Raw genomic sequence first — 19,194 nt, forward strand, 5'->3', positions numbered from 1 at the left:
AGTCCACCAGGGCCCACCATATAATTTAAAACCTAATTTGGGGCCATAGCTCAGCTGGGAGAGCGCCTGCCTTGCAAGCAGGAGGTCAGCGGTTCGATCCCGCTTGGCTCCACCAAATATGTTATACAAGTTGATCCTTGAAAACTGGATACCGAAACGAAACATCGCGTTTTAGAAACTGTTCTTGCTGAGACTGTGCAAACAGGCGAAAGTAAGGAATGAAATAGGTTCTTCTTTTAGAAGAAACCACTAGGTTAAGCTACTAAGAGCACACGGTGGATGCCTAGGCGCTAGGAGCCGACGAAGGACGTGGCGAACAACGATAAGGCCTCGGGGAGCTGTAAGCAAGCTTTGATCCGGGGATGTCCGAATGGGGAAACCCAGCTGGATTCATCTCCAGTTACTCACATCTGAATACATAGGATGTGTAGAGGCAGACGAGGGGAACTGAAACATCTAAGTACCCTCAGGAAGAGAAAACAAGAGTGATTCCGTCAGTAGCGGCGAGCGAACGCGGAACAGCCTAAACCAAGAAGCTTGCTTCTTGGGGTTGTGGGACGTCTCTTTGGAGTTACAAAGGAACTGGGTAAGTGAAGAGGTCTGGAAAGGCCCGCTAGAAAAGGTGAAAGCCCTGTAGCTGAAAGTCAGTTCTCTCCGAGACGGATCCCGAGTAGTGCGGGGCACGTGAAACCCCGTATGAATCTGCCAGGACCATCTGGTAAGGCTAAATACTCCCTAGCGACCGATAGTGAAGCAGTACCGTGAGGGAAAGGTGAAAAGGACCCCGGAAGGGGAGTGAAATAGAACCTGAAACCGTGTGCTTACAAAAAGTCAGAGCCCGATATAGGGGTGATGGCGTGCCTTTTGTAGAATGAACCGGCGAGTTACGTTCCCGTGCAAGGTTAAGGTGAAAAGCCGGAGCCGCAGCGAAAGCGAGTCTGAATAGGGCGAGTTAGTACGTGGACGTAGACCCGAAACCGGGTGATCTACCCCTGTCCAGGATGAAGGTACGGTAACACGTACTGGAGGTCCGAACCCACGCACGTTGAAAAGTGCGGGGATGAGGTGGGGGTAGCGGAGAAATTCCAATCGAACCCGGAGATAGCTGGTTCTCCCCGAAATAGCTTTAGGGCTAGCCTCGGAAGGTGAGTCGCGGAGGTAGAGCACTGATTGGATGCGGGGCCCGCAAGGGTTACCAAGTTCAGTCAAACTCCGAATGCCGCAGACTTTATTCCGGGAGTCAGACAGTGGGTGCTAAGGTCCATTGTCAAAAGGGAAACAGCCCAGACCATCAGCTAAGGTCCCCAAGTGTGTGTTAAGTGGGAAAGGATGTGGAGTTGCTTAGACAACCAGGATGTTGGCTTAGAAGCAGCCACCATTGAAAGAGTGCGTAATAGCTCACTGGTCGAGTGACTCTGCGCCGAAAATGTAACGGGGCTAAACACACCACCGAAGCTATGGCTTGATACATTCGTATCAGGGGTAGGGGAGCGTTGAATTTAGGTTGAAGGTGTACCGTAAGGAGCGCTGGACAGAATTCAAGTGAGAATGCCGGTATGAGTAACGAAAAGATCAGTGAGAATCTGATCCGCCGAAAGCCCAAGGGTTCCTGAGGAAGGCTCGTCCTCTCAGGGTAAGTCGGGACCTAAGGCGAGGCCGAAAGGCGTAGTCGACGGACAACAGGTTGAAATTCCTGTACCACCGAAAGCCGTTATGAGCAATGGGGTGACGCAGGAGGGTAGTGACGCGGACTGATGGATGTCCGTCTAAGCAGTGAGGCTTGCATGTAGGTAAATCCGCATGCTCCAAGGCCAGGCTGTGATGGGGAGCGAAAATTACAGTAGCGAAGGTCATGATCTCACACTGCCAAGAAAAGCCTCTAGCCAGGAAGCAGGTGCCCGTACCGCAAACCGACACAGGTGGGCGAGAAGAGAATTCTAAGGCGCGCGGAAGAACTCTCGTTAAGGAACTCGGCAAAATGACCCCGTAACTTCGGGAGAAGGGGTGCCCCGGTAGTGTGAATAGCACGAGGGGGCCGCAGTGAAAAGGCCCAAGCGACTGTTTAGCAAAAACACAGGTCTGTGCGAAGCCGCAAGGCGAAGTATACGGGCTGACGCCTGCCCGGTGCTGGAAGGTTAAGGGGAGTGGTTAGCGCAAGCGAAGCTATGAACCGAAGCCCCAGTAAACGGCGGCCGTAACTATAACGGTCCTAAGGTAGCGAAATTCCTTGTCAGGTAAATTCTGACCCGCACGAATGGCGTAACGATTTGGGCGCTGTCTCAACGAGAGATCCGGTGAAATTTTAATACCTGTGAAGATGCAGGTTACCCGCGACAAGACGGAAAGACCCCATGGAGCTTTACTGCAGCTTGATATTGAACTGGGGTGCGATTTGTACAGGATAGGTGGGAGCCTACGAAGAGGGAGCGCAAGCTTCCTTGGAGGCGCCGTTGGGATACCACCCTGATCGCATCTGAGTTCTAACCTGGTACCGTGATCCGGTACAGGGACCGTGTCAGGTGGGCAGTTTGACTGGGGCGGTCGCCTCCTAAAATGTAACGGAGGCGCCCTAAGGTTCCCTCAGAATGGTTGGAAATCATTCGAAGAGTGTAAAGGCATAAGGGAGCTTGACTGCGAGACCTACAAGTCGAGCAGGGACGAAAGTCGGGCTTAGTGATCCGGTGGTACCGCATGGAAGGGCCATCGCTCAACGGATAAAAGCTACCCTGGGGATAACAGGCTTATCTCCCCCAAGAGTCCACATCGACGGGGAGGTTTGGCACCTCGATGTCGGCTCATCGCATCCTGGGGCTGAAGTAGGTCCCAAGGGTTGGGCTGTTCGCCCATTAAAGCGGTACGCGAGCTGGGTTCAGAACGTCGTGAGACAGTTCGGTCCCTATCTGTCGTGGGCGCAGGAAATTTGAGAGGAGCTGTCCTTAGTACGAGAGGACCGGGATGGACGCACCGCTGGTGTACCAGTTGTTCCGCCAGGAGCATCGCTGGGTAGCTACGTGCGGACGGGATAAGCGCTGAAAGCATCTAAGCGTGAAGCCCCCCTCAAGATGAGATTTCCCAATTAGTAAGACCCCTTGAAGACGACGAGGTAGATAGGTTGGGGGTGGAAGTGCAGCAATGCATGGAGCTGACCAATACTAATCGGTCGAGGGCTTATCCAAATAAGCGTTCTAAAACAGCGGTGTTTCGTTTCGGATTCAGTTTTCAGGGAGCAACTTTGTGAGTTTTCTTTTGGAGAGATACCCAAGTGGCTATAAGGGGACCCTCTGCTAAGGGGTTAGACTGCGTCAGCGGTGCGAGGGTTCGAATCCCTCTCTCTCCGCCACTAGAACTTACTTGGTATGATATAGTAATAAATGTTTACATTGAATTACTTTTATATGGCGGTGTAGCTCAGCTGGCTAGAGCGTACGGTTCATACCCGTGAGGTCGGGGGTTCGATCCCCTCCGCCGCTACCATACATACCTGGAGACTTAGCTCAGCTGGGAGAGCATCTGCCTTACAAGCAGAGGGTCGGGGGTTCGATCCCCTCAGTCTCCACCATTATGTGCCGGTGTAGCTCAGTTGGTAGAGCAACTGACTTGTAATCAGTAGGTCGGGGGTTCAAATCCTCTCGCCGGCACCATTTTTAACCCTGGAACCGTGGTGTAGGGGTTAACATGCCTGCCTGTCACGCAGGAGATCGCGGGTTCAAATCCCGTCGGTTCCGCCATTTTTATTTAATTGAATATTAGTATGGCTCGGTAGCTCAGTCGGTAGAGCAGAGGACTGAAAATCCTCGTGTCGGCGGTTCGATTCCGTCCCGAGCCACCTTTATTTTGTGGAGGCTTAGCGAAGTGGCCAAACGCAGCAGACTGTAAATCTGTTCTCTCCGAGTTCGGTGGTTCGAATCCATCAGCCTCCACCAGTTTTATTATGAGCCATTAGCTCAGTTGGTAGAGCACCTGACTTTTAATCAGGGTGTCGAAGGTTCGAGTCCTTCATGGCTCATCATATAAAAGCATCTTGCCGAAAAGCAGGGTGCTTTTTTTGTATGTTTTTTAATAGTACATTTGTTGGGAAAACATGTTCTTCAATAGTTTACTTTGATAAAGTGCGTTATATTTATACTTTGACTGAAAAATAGGATAAAATAAAAATACTAGATCCAGAATTTCATACTAGATATAAGGATCTTATAGCAGTTACTATGTATGGTTTGAGCTTTTACAGTAGTTAAAGTTTAAAGATATGATCTTTGTATACATGTTTTATATTCTTATACCTTTGCCAGATGAATGATGAGGGAGAATGGAGAAGGAATATAATTATGAATTTAACGAGGCTAAAGAATCAAATCGAGCATATTATTGGATGTTCTATTTCAGAACATCAATGGACAATAGAGCAGTGGGATTATAAAAAGAAACGAAATAAGACAAAGAAACAAAGTGATAAACGATATACAGAGAATGCGAAGACCAATACTTTTCTTCTTCCTGTAGCTGTAGAAGAAAAAGAAGTTATGGTTTGGGAAATTATGTTTTCCGATATCCCGTCTATATCCGTATCATTTGCAGACACAGACACAGACACAGACACAGACACAGACACAGACACAGACACAGACACAGACACAGACACAGACACAGACACAGACACAGACACAGACACAGACACAGACACAGACACAGACACAGACACAGACACAGACACAGACACAGACACAGACACAGACACAGACACAGACACAGACACAGATGTAAATATAGAGCAAAAAGCAGATCAAGCCAGCAGTTACAAATTTAAAAATCCGAATCTGAATAGTTCTAAATTACGTTCAGATTACACCACTATCGTATCTGAAGCTGAAGAAAAAAGGATGGAGCAGGTGTATCAGCTGTTGAAGCTGCTTCTTCCTTCGGCCATAGGATTGGAGTTAGAGCAGACAGTTACTACTGACGAATCAGAGCTGGCTGCGCGAGAATTAGGTCAATGGATAGTTCGCCAATTGAGTAGTCGTACTCCTGCAGAGGTTATACCTGATGAGACTGTATTGCGCCAGCGTCTGAATATTTCAATGATTCCTTTTCTGCTTGTGGTGGATAATCTGCAAAATAGTAATTTACAGATGAAAGAGTTGGAAAAGCTGTTATCCAGCTATTTTGATAGAGAAGTTCTGCTTATTCCGCTGCATGACAATGAATGGCTCATTCTGGCTAATCATAATCTTATCGAGGATGATGAGCAAAGCGATCTTTCTGCTTATTCGGGAAGAGAAGTATACAGTGAGCATGAAGATACCGAGGAAGATGTATTGACGGCTTTTGCACTGGGACTGCATGAGCTTGTAGCGAGCGAATGGGTTGGCGTCTTTCATATTAGTGTGGCGCGCCCTTTGATTCCGGCAGACCGGCTGTTAGAGACTGTAGCCCAGCTTAGAGAAACTATACATCTGGGCAAATTGTTTCATGTGTCCGATCATATTCATTTGCCCTGGGAAATGCGCCTTGAAAGTCTGTTATACCGGATACCGGTAGAAGAAAGGCAGCGATTTGTAGAGTCGGCAGAGGACCATTCTCATCTGTTTGGAGATGAGGAGACTGTAAGTACACTGGAGACCTTTTTCAAAATGGATTGTAATGTTAGTGAAACAGCCAAGCAGCTTTATATTCATCGTAATACGCTTTTATATCGACTGGATAAGATTAAGCAGGAGACGCAGCTGGATGTACGCCGGTTTGAAGATGCTGTTCTGATGCGACTGACACTGCTTTTGTATAAAGTGACAAAAAGTTAGATTTTTTTTTGTACAGTTTGTGGATGGAGTGCAAGAGGGGATTGGAGTAAGATATAAACAGATAAAGAAACCGGTTTCAAACATTCAACCAAAAGGATGAATAGGCTAGCCGGTTTGGTGATTTGCTCTTTATTCTGTTATCGCTCCAACCCTTTCTGCTGCATCACAGTGATTATACATACTGCAAAGGGACAGGGTGACGGATCAGGTCTGTAATATTTGTTTTCGAATGCAGGTAGGTGTAGATACACCTGTCAACGACTCCAAAACAATAATTATAGAATCGATTTGGTAAGCGGTTACAAGTTAGCAAATCAATTTATTTACCAAGGATTAGAGATTTAATTTAGAGATTCAATAATGAAAGTTTCAATGAAAAGCTTCGCAAGTGCTCATATGATGCGTGAATCGCAGGCTATGAGCAGGAATTCGAAAAATACTACATCTATCATTCAGGGAGGTTTTTTATTATGGCAGGCGTACGTTTAGAGCATATTTTCAAAAAATACCCAGGTTCCGATAAAGCAACAGTAGTTGACGTTAATCTGGATATTAAAGATAAAGAGTTCCTGGTACTGGTTGGTCCTTCCGGGTGTGGTAAATCTACAACACTGCGTATGATTGCAGGTCTGGAAGAAATCTCTGAGGGTAAACTGTACATCGGTGACCGTGTGGTTAACGATGTTGCTCCAAAAGATCGCGATATTGCGATGGTATTCCAATCTTACGCCCTGTATCCTCATATGGATGTATACTCCAATATGGCGTTTGGTCTGAAACTGCGTAAAGTGAAAAAAGAAGAAATCGACAAACGTGTTCGCGAAGCAGCGAAAATTCTGGATATCGAGCACTTGCTGGAGCGTAAACCAAAAGCACTTTCCGGTGGTCAGCGTCAACGTGTCGCTTTGGGACGTGCGATTGTCCGTGATCCTCAAGTCTTTCTGATGGATGAGCCGCTGTCCAACTTGGATGCCAAACTGCGTGGTCAGATGCGTGCGGAAATCACCAAACTGGCAAAACGTCTGCAAACGACTGTTATCTATGTAACGCATGATCAGATCGAAGCCATGACTATGGGCGATCGTATCGTCGTTATGAAAGAGGGTATCATTCAACAGGCTGCTTCTCCAGAAGAACTGTATAACCATCCGCGCAACATGTTCGTAGCCGGATTTATCGGATCGCCTACAATGAACTTTATTCGTGGTACGCTGTCCGAGAAAAATGGAACGACTACTTTCTCCGCATCCGGTCTGGAACTGAGCCTGCCAGGTGGTAAAGCTCAGGTAATGAAAGAGCAAGGTTATGTGGGCAAAGAAGTAATTCTGGGTGTTCGTCCGGAAGATATCCACGAAGAGCCGGTATTCCTGGATGCTTCACCAAATACAGTATTCACCGCTAAAGTAGAAGTATCCGAGAACCTGGGTCACGAAATGCTGTTGTATCTGGGCGGTATCAGCTCCGATACAGTTATCGCTCGTGTAGACGGACGTTCCACTACACGTGACAATGCAACAGTAACGATGGCTGTTGATATGAACAAAGCACATCTTTTCGATCCGCAATCCGAAGATAACTTGTTCTATACAGCGCCAGCAACTGTATAATTGTACACGGTAACGGACTGTATTTAATGTAAATGAATTTGATCATTAGTGAGCAGTAGGCTGATGATTCATATGATAAAAGCTTATCGTGCCTGTTGGTATAAAGGTGCGGTAAGCTTTTTTTGCATTAAGTTGAAATCCGCAGCAGAATTTATGTGGGTGTGGGTGTGGGTGTGGGTGTGGGTGTGGGTGTGGGTGTGGGTGTGGGTGTGGGTGTGGGTGTGGGTGTGGGTGTGGGTGTGGGTGTGGGTTGCAGATATTGGAGCCATATTTAGGTGACGGGAATTATGGGGTTTTTCAATAGAGCGGTATAAGAGGTTGATTTAGAATATTATAAAATAGTATGGACCCATACATAGAAAAAAATAGAGCAGATACAGGAATTTCATCATAGACTGTTCATAATTAAAAGATACACTTAGTCAGAAGTCAGAAGTCAGAAAGTTGTATATTCTGCCTGCCACGAGAGGTCTTTGTCCTGAATGATGATGTATAGCCATAATAAAGCCGGGAATCTGCCGATATAATTGATTTCATTAACGTTTTCAATTACCATTGGTACATTGGGAATAATATGTACTGCGATTTATGGTCATAATCAAATACGAGACAAGTGATCCACTCAGGGAAAGGAAGAACAGTATGGCTAAACATGTGAAGGTTTCGGAATTAGTGCAGATGTTCCAATTTGAGGTTGTATCCGGGGGACAGGGCTTAAAACGAAACATTACCGTAGATGATCTGAACCGGCCCGGTTTGGAAATGGCAGGATATTTTGAATACTATCCTACAGAGCGCGTACAGATTCTAGGAAGAACGGAACTCGCTTTTTTCAAAATGCTGACGCACGAAGAAAAAGCGGAACGCATGGGCAAGCTATGTAATGAAGATACGCCATGTATTATTGTTACCCGCGGTCTGGAAGTACCCGAGGAACTGATAGAAGCCAGTGATGCTCATAATCTGCCTGTACTGCGCAGCAATCTGTCCACCACGATTATGCACAGCCGCATTACCAACTTTCTGGAGAAAAAGCTCGCGCCTACAGCAACCATTCACGGTGTACTCGTAGACGTATATGGTGTAGGTATGCTAATTACCGGCAGCAGCGGTATCGGTAAAAGTGAAACGGCGCTGGAGCTGGTCAAGCGCGGACACCGTCTGATCGCGGATGATGCGGTAGAAATTCGTCAGACATCGGACAATCAGCTGCATGGTACAGCTCCCGAGCTGATCCGCCATCTGCTGGAGATTCGCGGAGTCGGTATTATCAACGTGATGACTCTGTTTGGCGCAGGTGCTATCCGCAATAACAAACGTATCACACTCGTTGTACGTCTGGAAGCCTGGCAGCAGGACAAGCAGTATGATCGTATCGGTCTGGATGAAGAAACAACGCAGATCATCGATACTGATGTACCGCTCGTTACCATCCCTGTACGTCCGGGACGTAACCTGGCTGTTATTATCGAAGTGGCGGCAATGAACTTCCGCCTGAAGCGTATGGGGTACAATGCAGCTCTCCAATTCACGCACAAATTGACCGAGACGATCGCCGAAGATCTCGACGAATTGGATTAAGGAGAGGGTATGCATGGGGACATCGTTAATTAATCCGATTGCTTTTGCAATTGGGCCACTGGAGGTGCACTGGTACGGCCTGATCCTGGGTCTCGGTGCACTGGTGGGTCTGGTACTGGCGCTGCGGGAAGGCAACCGGTTCGGGATTCCACAGGAATTTTTTATGGATCTGGTGTTGTTCGGTGTACCGTCCGCCATTATCGCCGCAAGGATCTATTATGTTGCTTTTCGCTGGCCGGATTACAAAGATAACATTGTAGATGTGTTCAAAATCTGGAATGGCGGCATTGCCATTTATGGTGCACTAATCGGTGCCATCATTTGTGGTGTGATCTACACACGTTATAAAGGCTACAATTTCTGGCGGATTGCTGATATTTGTGCGCCAGGTTTGCTGGCAGGCCAGTTGATTGGTCGTTGGGGGAACTTTGTAAACCAGGAAGCGTATGGCGGACCTGTCGATGAGTCTTTCCTGCGCAGTAATCTGCATCTGCCCGATTATATCGTGAATCAGATGAATGTAAATGGTGTGTTCCATCATCCTACATTCCTGTATGAGTCGTTATGGAATCTGGTCGGCATTCTGCTGATCTTTGTGCTGCGCCGTCGTCATTTTGTACGTGCCGGTGAGATTTTTATGACGTACTTTATCTGGTATGGTATTGGGCGCTTCTTTATCGAAGCACTGCGTACTGACAGTCTTACTTTTGATGGACCGGTCTGGCTGGCTTCATTCGTCAACAGTCTATGGACGCCGATGACCTGGTTTGGATTTGAACAGGGAGCGATTGAACCGGGATACGGCAATATTCGCGTCTCCCAGCTATTGTCTCTCGTACTGATCGTGGCTGCGATTGTTATCATTATTATTCGCCGCCGTGCAGGCTGGTCGAAGGAACTGTATAGCGATCCGATTCTGTCGACCAAAGGGGCTCACCACGATCCTGTACCGGATAATCACCATACCGAGCATCCGGCTGCTGCAGGCACTCATAAAACAGCAGAGTCTGATACTCATGAAAAGCTGCACCCTGAACGTAAGGAGTAATCAAAAATGATGGATACGATATTATTTGATCTGGATGGTACGATTGTAAATACGAATGAGCTGATTATCTCCTCATTTCTTCATATTATGAATCAACAGCCAGCGGCTGCCCTTACCCGGGAACAAATTATTCCCCATATGGGTCTGACGCTGGAACAGCAGCTGCGTACATTCTCCGGTCTGGAGGATGTAACGGCACTGGTGGCTGCTTATCGCGAGTACAGCTCACTGCACCATGATGATATGGTGGCTCCTTTTCCGGAAGTAAATGAAGTGCTGGCACGTCTCAAAGCAGAAGGATTCAAGCTGGGCGTAGTAACGACCAAAATCCGTGCTACCACGACCCGTGTACTGGAGCTGTTCGAATTGGCTCAGTATATGGATGTGATTATTACGCTGGATGATGTAGAGCGTCCCAAACCGGATGCACAGCCTGTTCAGAGAGCACTGGAGGCACTTGGCTCCTCGCCTGAACAGACATTGATGGTTGGCGACAGTCCAGCGGATCTACAGTCTGCTGCAGCTGCAGGTGTACGCTCGGCAGCTGTTGCCTGGTCACTCAAGGGAGAAGTGGAGCTGTCCAAGTATCACCCTACCTATATTCTGCATACGATGAGCGATCTGTATGAGCTGGTACTCGGGGATACGGTAGACCGATGAGAAAAGTAGAGCGTTATCCCGTGGAAGGCAATCGGAATGCGCTGCGTCAAATCTATAAAACGGTGAGCCCCTGGAAAGGGGTTCGCAATTTTGTTTTTATACAGATATCGCGATATTGTCCGATTCTGGAAATGAAAAATTGGATTTATCGTCATCTGCTCCGTATGGAAGTGGGCCAGGATACGGCATTTGGATTAATGGTCATGGTCGATGTGTTTTTCCCCGAACGTATCAAGATCGGCAAAAATACGGTTATTGGCTATAATACAACGATCCTTGCTCATGAATATCTGATTCGTGAATACCGTCTGGGTGATGTAGTGATTGGCGATGAAGTGATGATTGGTGCCAATAGTACGATCCTGCCGGGAGTCACGATTGGAGATGGAGCTATTGTGGCGGCAGGTTCAGTGGTACATAAAGATGTAGCTGCCGGTACATTTGTCGGCGGCAATCCTTTGCGCGTATTATCACGGAAAAATCCGGAAATGTTGGGTAATGTTAATGATGTAATATTAACCGAACCTCTTCCAGACCCTGAAACAAAAAGGTAAACCCATTCAGAATAAACAAGGAATAGATATAGGCAATATTCTGAATGTGAGAATGAGAATGGTGCATACATGGTGGCTATATGGGGCGAATGGACAAGCCCGGGAATAGAAAAGCCAACCATCTGTTGTACCATTTCAATTGTAAGGAGATGCTTTAACATTGAATCCAATTAAGAAAGAGCGGCTGCCACAGCTTGATTTCTTTCGGGCTATTGCTATTATAGGTGTGCTGCATGTGCATTCCACGTCCAATGCGACGATAGAAGCCGTGAGCACCTCGCTGTATTATGTATTTAACTTTCTGAATCTTTTCTTCAAGTACGGTACGCCTTCGTTTATTTTCTTGAGCAGCTTTGTATTGTTTTATAATTACTATGATCGTCCGCTCACAGGTAAATTGATTGGCAGTTTTTATAAAAAACGAATGTTGTATATTTTGCTGCCGTATATTTTGATCTCGGCACTATATTTCCTGTATAAGCTGTATAATAATGATCGATTTGATGAACCGATCGGTGTATTGCTCGGTGACTATGTTCATGCCATTTTCCACGGCTCGGCCTGGACGCATCTGTACTTTGTATTTATCAGTGTGCAGTTCTATATTCTGTTCCCGCTCATGTTGGCGCTACTCAAAAGTCAGCGCTGGATTGCACGTTGGGCGCTACCGATTGGTCTGGCCATTCAGTGGGGATGGGTATTATGGAATAAATACGATCTGCATTATGCGAGTAAGGGCAGCATTGCGCTGTCGTATTTTGCTTATTATCTGATGGGTGCTTTCGTAGCGATCTACTTCAAGCCTTTCCGTTCCTGGGTGATGAGTAAATGGAGCGAAATGCGCCGTATCCAGAAGATCAGCACGATTGTCCTATGGGTCAGCTGGCTGATCACCGGTCTGATCTATGTGCAGATCTGGTATGATGCACGTCTGACCAATGAATGGCTGGACTCGCTCTGGTATGAGTTCATGTGGAATATCTACACGATGCTGTCTTCTCTGGTATTGTTCCACAGTGCCTTTATTCTACAGCGTCGTGCACCGGCATGGCTGCTGGCAATTCTGCGTCGTCTGGGAGAGATATCCTTTGCGGTATATCTGGTTCATCCGTTCCTGCTGGCCTTTTACCGGGAAACACAGGATCAGTTCTCGATGAGCACGATTACGTATTTCTGCTGGATCTATGGAGGTCTTATTTTTGCCTTGGTAGTCTCCTCCATTATTGTTCAGATTATGTTTAGACGGGTTCCTTTCTCGTGGGTACTGCTGGGAAGTGTTCCGTCATCCTTATCCAAAAAGAAACGCGGTAGTAACGATGGCACCAAACGTACGCGTAAAACGGATGCGGTTCAGCGAACCAGTCCATAACAGGAATAGCGCAGGCAATAGCTTGTATTCATAAATCCAAAAGGTCACCTCTAATGCAGGTGGCCTTTTTGTATAGCTGGAAACAAGCATAATGGAAAGAAGGATAGCGAATAGCTTCCGGATTTTATTTTCCGGGAAATAAGAAGGAGAATGACTGCCCGGTGGGTAATTGGGATAGAGAGCAATCGAAAAGGCTATAAGCGAACAGAAGAGCCTGTGAAGCAGTTGGATGAAAGCATCTGTTGGCTGAAAAAATAGCATACAAATGAAGCAGATAAAGAGACAGATATAAAAGCACAAAGGAAGCACGATAGAAGCTATATCGAGAAATGGATGTCAATTGACTGTACAGTTACGGTGTGGTAATATATCAAATATCCTTTACTTTATTAGCAAAGTACCACTTTAATGTGATAAAATATTGTGTGATCAGGGGTGACCGTTTTGTCCAAGCCAAAAGGATTCGAAAAACCGACAGGTGTGCGTGATTATCTACCGCATGTCGTGTCCAAACTGCGGTATATTGAGGAAAATGTGCTGCAATCGATGTCCCAGTGGGGCTATCGCCAGATCATTACACCAACGCTCGAATATTACGATACGGTAGGGGTAGCCAGCTCGACCTCGGACCGTAAATTATATAAAATGCTAAATAACCGTGGTACCACAATGGTACTGCGCTCGGATATGACAACACCGATCGCACGTGTCATGGGCTCTTTGCTCAAAGAAGAGCAGCTGCCGATCCGACTGGCTTATCATGCGAATGTATTCCGCTCGATTGAAGAAGAAGCAGGACGGGAAGCAGAGTTTTTCCAGACCGGAGCAGAGCTGGTAGGCGTGGATTCGCCGGAAGGGGATGCAGAGGTGATTGCCCTCGCGATTGCTTGCCTGCAGGCAGCAGGGGTGCAGAATTTTAAAATATCTCTTGGTCATGTCGGCTTTCTGAGCGGACTGCTGGAAGAAGCATTACCAGGCAAGGTGCGCGAGCAGGAAGCGCTCAAGGATCGACTGCTCAACCGTGATTTTGTAGGCTTCCGGGAGCAGCTGGCTGCTTTTAGCCTGTCTGCCGAGCAGCGCAGTGAACTGGAAGGACTGCTGCGGCTACGAGGAGCGGAAGAGATCTGTCAGCAGGCACTGGAGATCAGCAGCAATGAACAGGCATCTGCTTCGATTCGTCATCTGTGCAAAGTATGGGAAGTGCTGGAAGCATACGATATCTCGAAATACGTAATGATTGATCTAACGATGATCGGTAACTTCTCGTATTACACCGGCATGGTATTCGAAGGGTATGCGGCTGAACTGGGATCACCGATCTGCAGCGGCGGGCGATATGATAACCTGCTGGCGCAGTTTGGACGTGCTGTAGTAGCAACCGGATTTGCACTCAAAACGAATCGTATTCTGGATGGTGTGCATCTGCCCGTACCGCAACCGGCCAAACCGGTGATGATCACTTATGATGCAGCCAGCCGCCGTGAAGCTTTTGCTCATGCAGCTAATTTGCGGCAGCAGGGGAAAATGGTAGTTACGGAGTATGCAGCAGAAGCAGCAGATATTTCCTTTTCTCCGGATCGTTATGGAGAGGTTGTTCATTTTACGAGGGGCAGCCAAGCAATGAGCCAGTAATATGAATCAAGAACTGCAAATTAGAACAGGGAGATGCATACCCTATGAGTCAGATTCTGAAAGTAGCCATGCCCAAAGGGCGTATTTATAAAAAGGCAGCTCAGCTATTCCTGCAGGCGGGTATTCCGATTCCGACCGATGTAGATGAATCGCGCAAGCTGATCGTGGAACTGCCGGAAGCAAAAATGGAGTTCATTCTGGCCAAACCGGTCGATGTACCGATCTATGTAGAGCATGGAGTAGCAGATATCGGTATTGTCGGCAAGGACGTATTGATGGAAGAAAATCGTGATGTGTATGAGCTGCTCGATCTGGGTATCGCTCGCTGCCGGATGTCGGTAATCGCTTTGCCGGATTGGCAGCCGGGGATTCAGCAGCGTGTAGCGACCAAGTATCCGAATGTAGCTTCCCAGTATTTCCGTGAACGCGGACAGCAGGTTGAAGTAATAAAGCTGAACGGATCTATTGAATTGGCGCCCATGATCGGATTGGCTGACCGGATCGTCGATATGGTAGAAACCGGACAGACCTTGCGGGAGAATGGGCTGGTCGAGATGGAGGAGCTATTCGGTATCACTAGTCGGCTGATTGCCAACCGGGTAAGCTATCGTATGAAAAGTGAAGAAATCCAGCAGCTGTGTGATCAACTGCAAAAGGTCATTCAGCCATCTGTAGCAAATGAGATTCAGGAGATCCAATCATAGAGAACAGGTCGGGTAAGCCTGCTTGGGCACCTGCAGTCATAGCAAGGGATGAAGCAAGGGGGAGCATATTGTGAAAATAGTATCTGCACAGGAATTTGATTTGCGGCGTGAAGTAGAATATGGTTCGCCCGAGCAGAATGCTGCTGTACAACAGATTGTGCAGCGTGTGAAGCAGGAGGGAGATGCAGCACTGCTGCAATATACCGCTCAGTTTGACCGGGTCGAGCTGACAGCAAGCCAGCTGCGGGTGACCGAAGAAGAGCTGCAGGCAGCCTACGCGCAGGTAGAACCTTCTTTTATTACAGCGATTACTCTGGCGGCAAACAATATCCGTCAGTTTCACCAGAAGCAGAAGCGTAATTCCTGGATGGATCTGCAACCTGATGGCAGTCTGCTCGGGCAGATTATTCGTCCCCTGCAGCGAGTCGGCGTGTATGTGCCAGGCGGCAAGGCAGCATACCCTTCCTCGGTACTCATGAATGTGATTCCTGCCCAGGTAGCGGGTGTGCCGCAGATCGTGATGGTGACACCACCAGCAACAGGAGGGACCGAAGGCATTGATCCGTATATTCTGGTCACAGCAGCCGAAGCAGGTGTAACGGAAATCTATCGTATCGGCGGCGCTCAGGCGATAGCAGCGCTGGCCTATGGCACGGACAGTATTGAGCCAGTTGATAAAATATGCGGTCCCGGCAATATCTATGTAGCTCTCGCCAAGCGGGAAGTATACGGTGTGGTCGATATCGACAGTATCGCGGGTCCGAGTGAAATCGTCGTACTGGCCGATCATCTGGCGAATCCGGTCTATGTAGCAGCCGATCTATTGTCCCAGGCCGAGCATGATGAGATGGCATCCGCGATTCTGGTGACTTCTTCCCAGGAGATGGCGGATGCTGTGGCAGCCGAAGTGGAGCGACAGTTGGAGAGCCTGCCGCGCAGAGAGATTGCGACTGCTTCAATCCGAAATTATGGCGCTATTATTGTCACTCGGGATATTGCAGAAGGGATTCGTATTGTGAATCGACTGGCGCCGGAGCATCTGGAGATCATGGTCGATCAGCCGATGAATGTGCTGGGCATGATCGAAAATGCAGGAGCTATTTTCCTCGGTAATTACAGCTCGGAGCCGGTAGGCGATTATTTTGCCGGACCGAATCATATTATTCCAACCAACGGGACTGCCCGCTTCTCTTCGCCGGTAGATGTGGACGATTTTATCAAAAAGTCGAGCATGATCTATTACAGCAAGGAAGCACTGCTGACAAACGGCAATATTATTATGGAGCTGGCCCGTCATGAAGGATTGGAAGGCCATGCAAGGGCGATTCAGGTACGGCTGGAACAGGAAGGAAGCTGAGACAGCAGCCTATCGTCTGTCTTGGATCATATCGTATATATAAAATAGCAGGAGACCAGGGGGAGAATTCATATGTCAACCGAGAATCAAAGTACACGCCAGGCCGAAGTGAGCCGCAAAACGAACGAGACGAATATTCAGTTGGCTTTTCAGGTAGACGGAACAGGACAGGCCGAGATCGAGACGGATGTGCCTTTTCTGAATCATATGCTGGATCTGTTTACCAAGCATGGACATTTTGATCTCAAGCTCAAAGCACAGGGCGATATCGAGATTGATGATCACCATACGGTAGAGGATATCGGAATCTGCCTTGGTCAGACGCTGCGTGAAGCGCTGGGAGACAAGCGCGGGATCAAACGGTATGCGAGTGTATTTGTACCGATGGATGAGGCACTGGCACAAGTGGTGATCGATGTGAGCAATCGTCCGCATTTTGAATATCGGGCCGAATATCCTTCGTCTCAGGTGGGTAGCTTCCAGGTGGAGCTGGTGCATGAGTTTCTGTGGAAATTGGCGCTTGAAGCACGCATTACCCTACATGTGATTGTACATTATGGTCAGAATACGCATCATATGATCGAAGCGGTCTTCAAAGCACTGGGACGTGCGATTGATGAAGCGACGTCTATAGATCCGCGTGTAACAGGGGTACCTTCGACGAAGGGAGTGCTGTAACCGATGGCGATTGCGATTGTAGATTATGGCATCGGCAATCTGCACAGCGTCAGCAAAGCAATCGAACGTCTCGGCTATGAATATGTCATCACAGGCGATAAGGATGAGATCTTTGCAGCCGAGGGAGTGATACTGCCTGGCGTAGGTGCATTTGGCGATGCGATGAATCATATCCGCGAGGGTGGAATGGATCATATCGTGCAGGAAGTGGCCGATAGCGGCAAGCCGCTGCTGGGCATCTGTCTGGGTATGCAGCTGCTGTTCAGCGAAGGCGAAGAGTACGGAGTTCATCGCGGTCTGGATATTTTGCCGGGTCGGGTCGTGCGCTTCCCGGAAGGCGATTACAAGATTCCGCATATGGGCTGGAATAAGCTGGAGTATCAGCGTCCCGAAGATCCGCTGGTACGTGATCTGTATGAAGGACATGTATACTTTGTCCATTCTTATTATGTACAGCCGGATCGTCCGGAGGATCTCATTGCCGTGGCAGATTATGGACAGCCGGTTACCGCTATTGTAGGCCGGGATAATGTATATGGAATGCAGTTTCATCCGGAAAAGAGCGGAGAGCTGGGCAGATTGCTGCTGCGCAACTTCCTCGCCCTGTCGACCGGAGAGCGGTTAGATCGTCCGGCAGATATCGTTATTAATCACACAGAGAGCCAGTAATCATATTTATTCTATCGAACGAGGGGGAACTATATTGTCTTCTTTCACCATTTATCCAGCTATCGATATTCGCGGCGGCCGCTGTGTACGCCTGATCCAAGGCGATTATAATCAGGAAACGGTATACAATGAAGATCCGGCGGCAGTAGCGGCAGACTTTGCTGCACAGGGAGCTGGTTATGTACATCTGGTCGATCTGGACGGCGCCAAAGCCGGTCATCCGGTCAATCATGAGCTGATCGGACGTATTGCCCGGCAGGTAGAAGTACCTGTACAGGTTGGTGGCGGGTTACGTACACTGCAAGATGTAGAGAAGCTGCTGGAACTGGGCGTCAGCCGCGTAATTATCGGCACGGCAGCGATTGAAAATCGTGAATTTACAGAGTCTGTGCTGGCGACTTACGGCAGTCAGGTAGCGATCGGGATCGATGCGCGTAATGGCTATGTAGCGACCCGCGGCTGGCTGGAGACTTCCGAAGTCAAAGCCGAGGAATTGGCGATCCAACTGGCTGCCAAGGGAGCAGAGACGTTTATTTTCACCGATATTTCCCGTGACGGGATGATGCAGGGACCCAATATCGAAGCGATTGCAGCGATAGCACAGGCATCCGGCAAGCAGGTCATCGCTTCCGGCGGTGTAACGGTGCTGGATGATCTGGTGAAGCTGGCAGAGTATCGCGAGCAAGGAATTAGCGGTGCAATTGTAGGCAAAGCCATTTATACAGGCAAAATCGATCTGAAGCAGGCGCTGCAGACGATCCGGTAAAGGAGGGGCAGCTCATGCTCGCAAAGCGTATTATCCCGTGTCTGGATGTCAAAGAAGGACGGGTCGTCAAAGGTGTGAATTTTGTGAATCTGCGGGATGCCGGCGATCCGGTAGAACTGGCGGCGCTGTACGACCGTGAAGGTGCAGATGAACTGGTCTTTCTGGATATCTCGGCTTCGGTAGAAGGTCGGGAGACGATGGTGGATGTGGTGCGCCGCACAGCCGGAGAAATCTCGATTCCGTTTACAGTCGGCGGGGGGATCTCCTCGGTAGAGGATATGAAAAAAATCCTGCGCGCCGGTGCCGACAAGATCGGTATCAATACAGCCGCCGTGCTGAATCCGCAGCTAATTAATGAAGGCTCGCAGCGTTTTGGTGCCCAGTGTATCGTCGTAGCAGTCGATGCCAAGTTCAATGCAGAATGGAATGACTGGGAAGTCTACACACACGGAGGCCGCAAACCGACCGGTATGAAAGCACTGGAATGGGTTCGTGAAGCCGAGCAGCGCGGAGCTGGTGAAATTCTGCTTACGAGCATGGATGCCGATGGAACCAAGGATGGATTCGATCTGCCGCTGACCAAAGCGGTCTGCGAAGCGATCCATATTCCGGTGATTGCATCTGGTGGAGCCGGCAAACCGGAGCATTTTTATGATGTGTTCGATCAGGCAAATGCCGATGCAGGTCTGGCCGCAACGATTTTCCATTACAAAGAGATTTCGATTCCAGCGCTCAAAACGGAATTGAAAGCCGAAGGAGTGGAAATTCGTTGAG

General features: G+C 48.4%; 15 protein-coding genes, 10 tRNA genes and 1 rRNA gene (1 of these 26 only partly in view). All 26 read left to right on the forward strand.

Going from position 1 to position 19,194, the window contains the following annotated elements; all coding sequences use genetic code 11:
* A tRNA-Ile gene (locus tag AR543_RS03440) sits at positions 1 to 19 on the forward strand; it begins 58 nt to the left of the window's first position.
* Between the two features lie 20 nt (positions 20 to 39).
* Positions 40 to 115 (forward strand) — tRNA-Ala (locus tag AR543_RS03445).
* Between the two features lie 137 nt (positions 116 to 252).
* A 23S ribosomal RNA gene (locus AR543_RS03450) occupies positions 253 to 3,176 on the forward strand.
* Positions 3,177 to 3,248: 72 nt separating this feature from the next.
* Positions 3,249 to 3,340, forward strand: a tRNA-Ser gene (locus tag AR543_RS03455).
* Between the two features lie 57 nt (positions 3,341 to 3,397).
* Positions 3,398 to 3,474 (forward strand) — tRNA-Met (locus AR543_RS03460).
* A 9-nt stretch (positions 3,475 to 3,483) separates the two neighbouring features.
* Positions 3,484 to 3,559 (forward strand) — tRNA-Val (locus AR543_RS03465).
* Positions 3,560 to 3,565: 6 nt separating this feature from the next.
* A tRNA-Thr gene (locus tag AR543_RS03470) sits at positions 3,566 to 3,641 on the forward strand.
* Between the two features lie 11 nt (positions 3,642 to 3,652).
* Positions 3,653 to 3,728: transfer RNA gene (locus tag AR543_RS03475), tRNA-Asp, on the forward strand.
* A 25-nt stretch (positions 3,729 to 3,753) separates the two neighbouring features.
* Positions 3,754 to 3,826, forward strand: a tRNA-Phe gene (locus AR543_RS03480).
* A 12-nt stretch (positions 3,827 to 3,838) separates the two neighbouring features.
* Positions 3,839 to 3,923 (forward strand) — tRNA-Tyr (locus tag AR543_RS03485).
* 10 nt (positions 3,924 to 3,933) lie between these two features.
* Positions 3,934 to 4,006 (forward strand) — tRNA-Lys (locus tag AR543_RS03490).
* Between the two features lie 563 nt (positions 4,007 to 4,569).
* Complete coding sequence (locus tag AR543_RS03495; RefSeq protein WP_060531855.1) at positions 4,570 to 4,761, forward strand: hypothetical protein; 192 nt, start codon at positions 4,570 to 4,572, stop codon at positions 4,759 to 4,761.
* Between the two features lie 125 nt (positions 4,762 to 4,886).
* Entirely contained in the window at positions 4,887 to 5,795 is a 909-nt protein-coding gene (locus tag AR543_RS03500; RefSeq protein ID WP_227871827.1) for a PucR family transcriptional regulator, read from the forward strand.
* A gap of 470 nt (positions 5,796 to 6,265) precedes the next feature.
* Positions 6,266 to 7,402: an ABC transporter ATP-binding protein gene (locus AR543_RS03505; protein ID WP_060531859.1), complete on the forward strand. Its 1,137-nt coding sequence runs from the start codon at positions 6,266 to 6,268 to the stop codon at positions 7,400 to 7,402.
* 642 nt (positions 7,403 to 8,044) lie between these two features.
* On the forward strand, positions 8,045 to 8,983 hold the full coding sequence (hprK, locus tag AR543_RS03515) for an HPr(Ser) kinase/phosphatase (RefSeq protein ID WP_060531863.1): 939 nt from the start codon (positions 8,045 to 8,047) through the stop codon (positions 8,981 to 8,983).
* Between the two features lie 13 nt (positions 8,984 to 8,996).
* Complete coding sequence (lgt, locus tag AR543_RS03520; protein ID WP_060531865.1) at positions 8,997 to 10,031, forward strand: prolipoprotein diacylglyceryl transferase; 1,035 nt, start codon at positions 8,997 to 8,999, stop codon at positions 10,029 to 10,031.
* A gap of 6 nt (positions 10,032 to 10,037) precedes the next feature.
* Positions 10,038 to 10,691 (forward strand): pyrophosphatase PpaX, encoded by a 654-nt coding sequence (gene ppaX / locus AR543_RS03525; RefSeq protein ID WP_060531867.1) that lies wholly within the window; start codon positions 10,038 to 10,040, stop codon positions 10,689 to 10,691.
* Positions 10,688 to 11,245: an acyltransferase gene (locus AR543_RS03530; RefSeq protein ID WP_060531869.1), complete on the forward strand. Its 558-nt coding sequence runs from the start codon at positions 10,688 to 10,690 to the stop codon at positions 11,243 to 11,245. Before ppaX ends, AR543_RS03530 begins: the two co-directional genes overlap by 4 nt.
* 160 nt (positions 11,246 to 11,405) lie before the next feature.
* The gene (locus AR543_RS03535) at positions 11,406 to 12,614 is read left to right on the forward strand and encodes an acyltransferase (RefSeq protein WP_060531871.1); all 1,209 of its coding nucleotides are present in this window, start codon (positions 11,406 to 11,408) and stop codon (positions 12,612 to 12,614) included.
* A gap of 444 nt (positions 12,615 to 13,058) precedes the next feature.
* Positions 13,059 to 14,246 (forward strand): ATP phosphoribosyltransferase regulatory subunit, encoded by a 1,188-nt coding sequence (locus AR543_RS03540; RefSeq protein WP_060531873.1) that lies wholly within the window; start codon positions 13,059 to 13,061, stop codon positions 14,244 to 14,246.
* Between the two features lie 44 nt (positions 14,247 to 14,290).
* Complete coding sequence (gene hisG, locus AR543_RS03545; RefSeq protein WP_060531875.1) at positions 14,291 to 14,950, forward strand: ATP phosphoribosyltransferase; 660 nt, start codon at positions 14,291 to 14,293, stop codon at positions 14,948 to 14,950.
* Between the two features lie 70 nt (positions 14,951 to 15,020).
* On the forward strand, positions 15,021 to 16,307 hold the full coding sequence (gene hisD / locus AR543_RS03550; RefSeq protein ID WP_060531877.1) for a histidinol dehydrogenase: 1,287 nt from the start codon (positions 15,021 to 15,023) through the stop codon (positions 16,305 to 16,307).
* A 72-nt stretch (positions 16,308 to 16,379) separates the two neighbouring features.
* Positions 16,380 to 16,985, forward strand: coding sequence for an imidazoleglycerol-phosphate dehydratase HisB (gene hisB / locus AR543_RS03555; protein ID WP_060531879.1), 606 nt, complete (start codon positions 16,380 to 16,382; stop codon positions 16,983 to 16,985).
* Positions 16,986 to 16,988: 3 nt separating this feature from the next.
* Positions 16,989 to 17,654, forward strand: a complete 666-nt coding sequence (gene hisH / locus AR543_RS03560; RefSeq protein ID WP_060531881.1) for an imidazole glycerol phosphate synthase subunit HisH — start codon at positions 16,989 to 16,991, stop codon at positions 17,652 to 17,654.
* 34 nt (positions 17,655 to 17,688) lie between these two features.
* Entirely contained in the window at positions 17,689 to 18,420 is a 732-nt protein-coding gene (hisA, locus tag AR543_RS03565; RefSeq protein ID WP_060531884.1) for a 1-(5-phosphoribosyl)-5-[(5-phosphoribosylamino)methylideneamino]imidazole-4-carboxamide isomerase, read from the forward strand.
* Between the two features lie 14 nt (positions 18,421 to 18,434).
* Positions 18,435 to 19,193: an imidazole glycerol phosphate synthase subunit HisF gene (gene hisF / locus AR543_RS03570; protein WP_060531886.1), complete on the forward strand. Its 759-nt coding sequence runs from the start codon at positions 18,435 to 18,437 to the stop codon at positions 19,191 to 19,193.
* Position 19,194: the final 1 nt, after the last annotated feature.

Source organism: Paenibacillus bovis (assembly GCF_001421015.2).
GTDB lineage: Bacteria > Bacillota > Bacilli > Paenibacillales > Paenibacillaceae > Saccharibacillus > Saccharibacillus bovis.

Bases quoted from the DNA above. Each gene is read 5' to 3' on its own strand.
- AR543_RS03530 (WP_060531869.1), top strand. From the start codon at position 10,688: ATGAGAAAAGTAGAGCGTTATCCCGTGGAAGGCAATCGGAATGCGCTG.
- AR543_RS03505 (WP_060531859.1), top strand. From the start codon at position 6,266: ATGGCAGGCGTACGTTTAGAGCATATTTTCAAAAAATACCCAGGTTCC.
- hisH (WP_060531881.1), top strand. From the start codon at position 16,989: ATGGCGATTGCGATTGTAGATTATGGCATCGGCAATCTGCACAGCGTC.
- lgt (WP_060531865.1), top strand. From the start codon at position 8,997: ATGGGGACATCGTTAATTAATCCGATTGCTTTTGCAATTGGGCCACTG.
- hisB (WP_060531879.1), top strand. From the start codon at position 16,380: ATGTCAACCGAGAATCAAAGTACACGCCAGGCCGAAGTGAGCCGCAAA.
- hisG (WP_060531875.1), top strand. From the start codon at position 14,291: ATGAGTCAGATTCTGAAAGTAGCCATGCCCAAAGGGCGTATTTATAAA.
- hprK (WP_060531863.1), top strand. From the start codon at position 8,045: ATGGCTAAACATGTGAAGGTTTCGGAATTAGTGCAGATGTTCCAATTT.
- hisF (WP_060531886.1), top strand. From the start codon at position 18,435: ATGCTCGCAAAGCGTATTATCCCGTGTCTGGATGTCAAAGAAGGACGG.
- ppaX (WP_060531867.1), top strand. From the start codon at position 10,038: ATGATGGATACGATATTATTTGATCTGGATGGTACGATTGTAAATACG.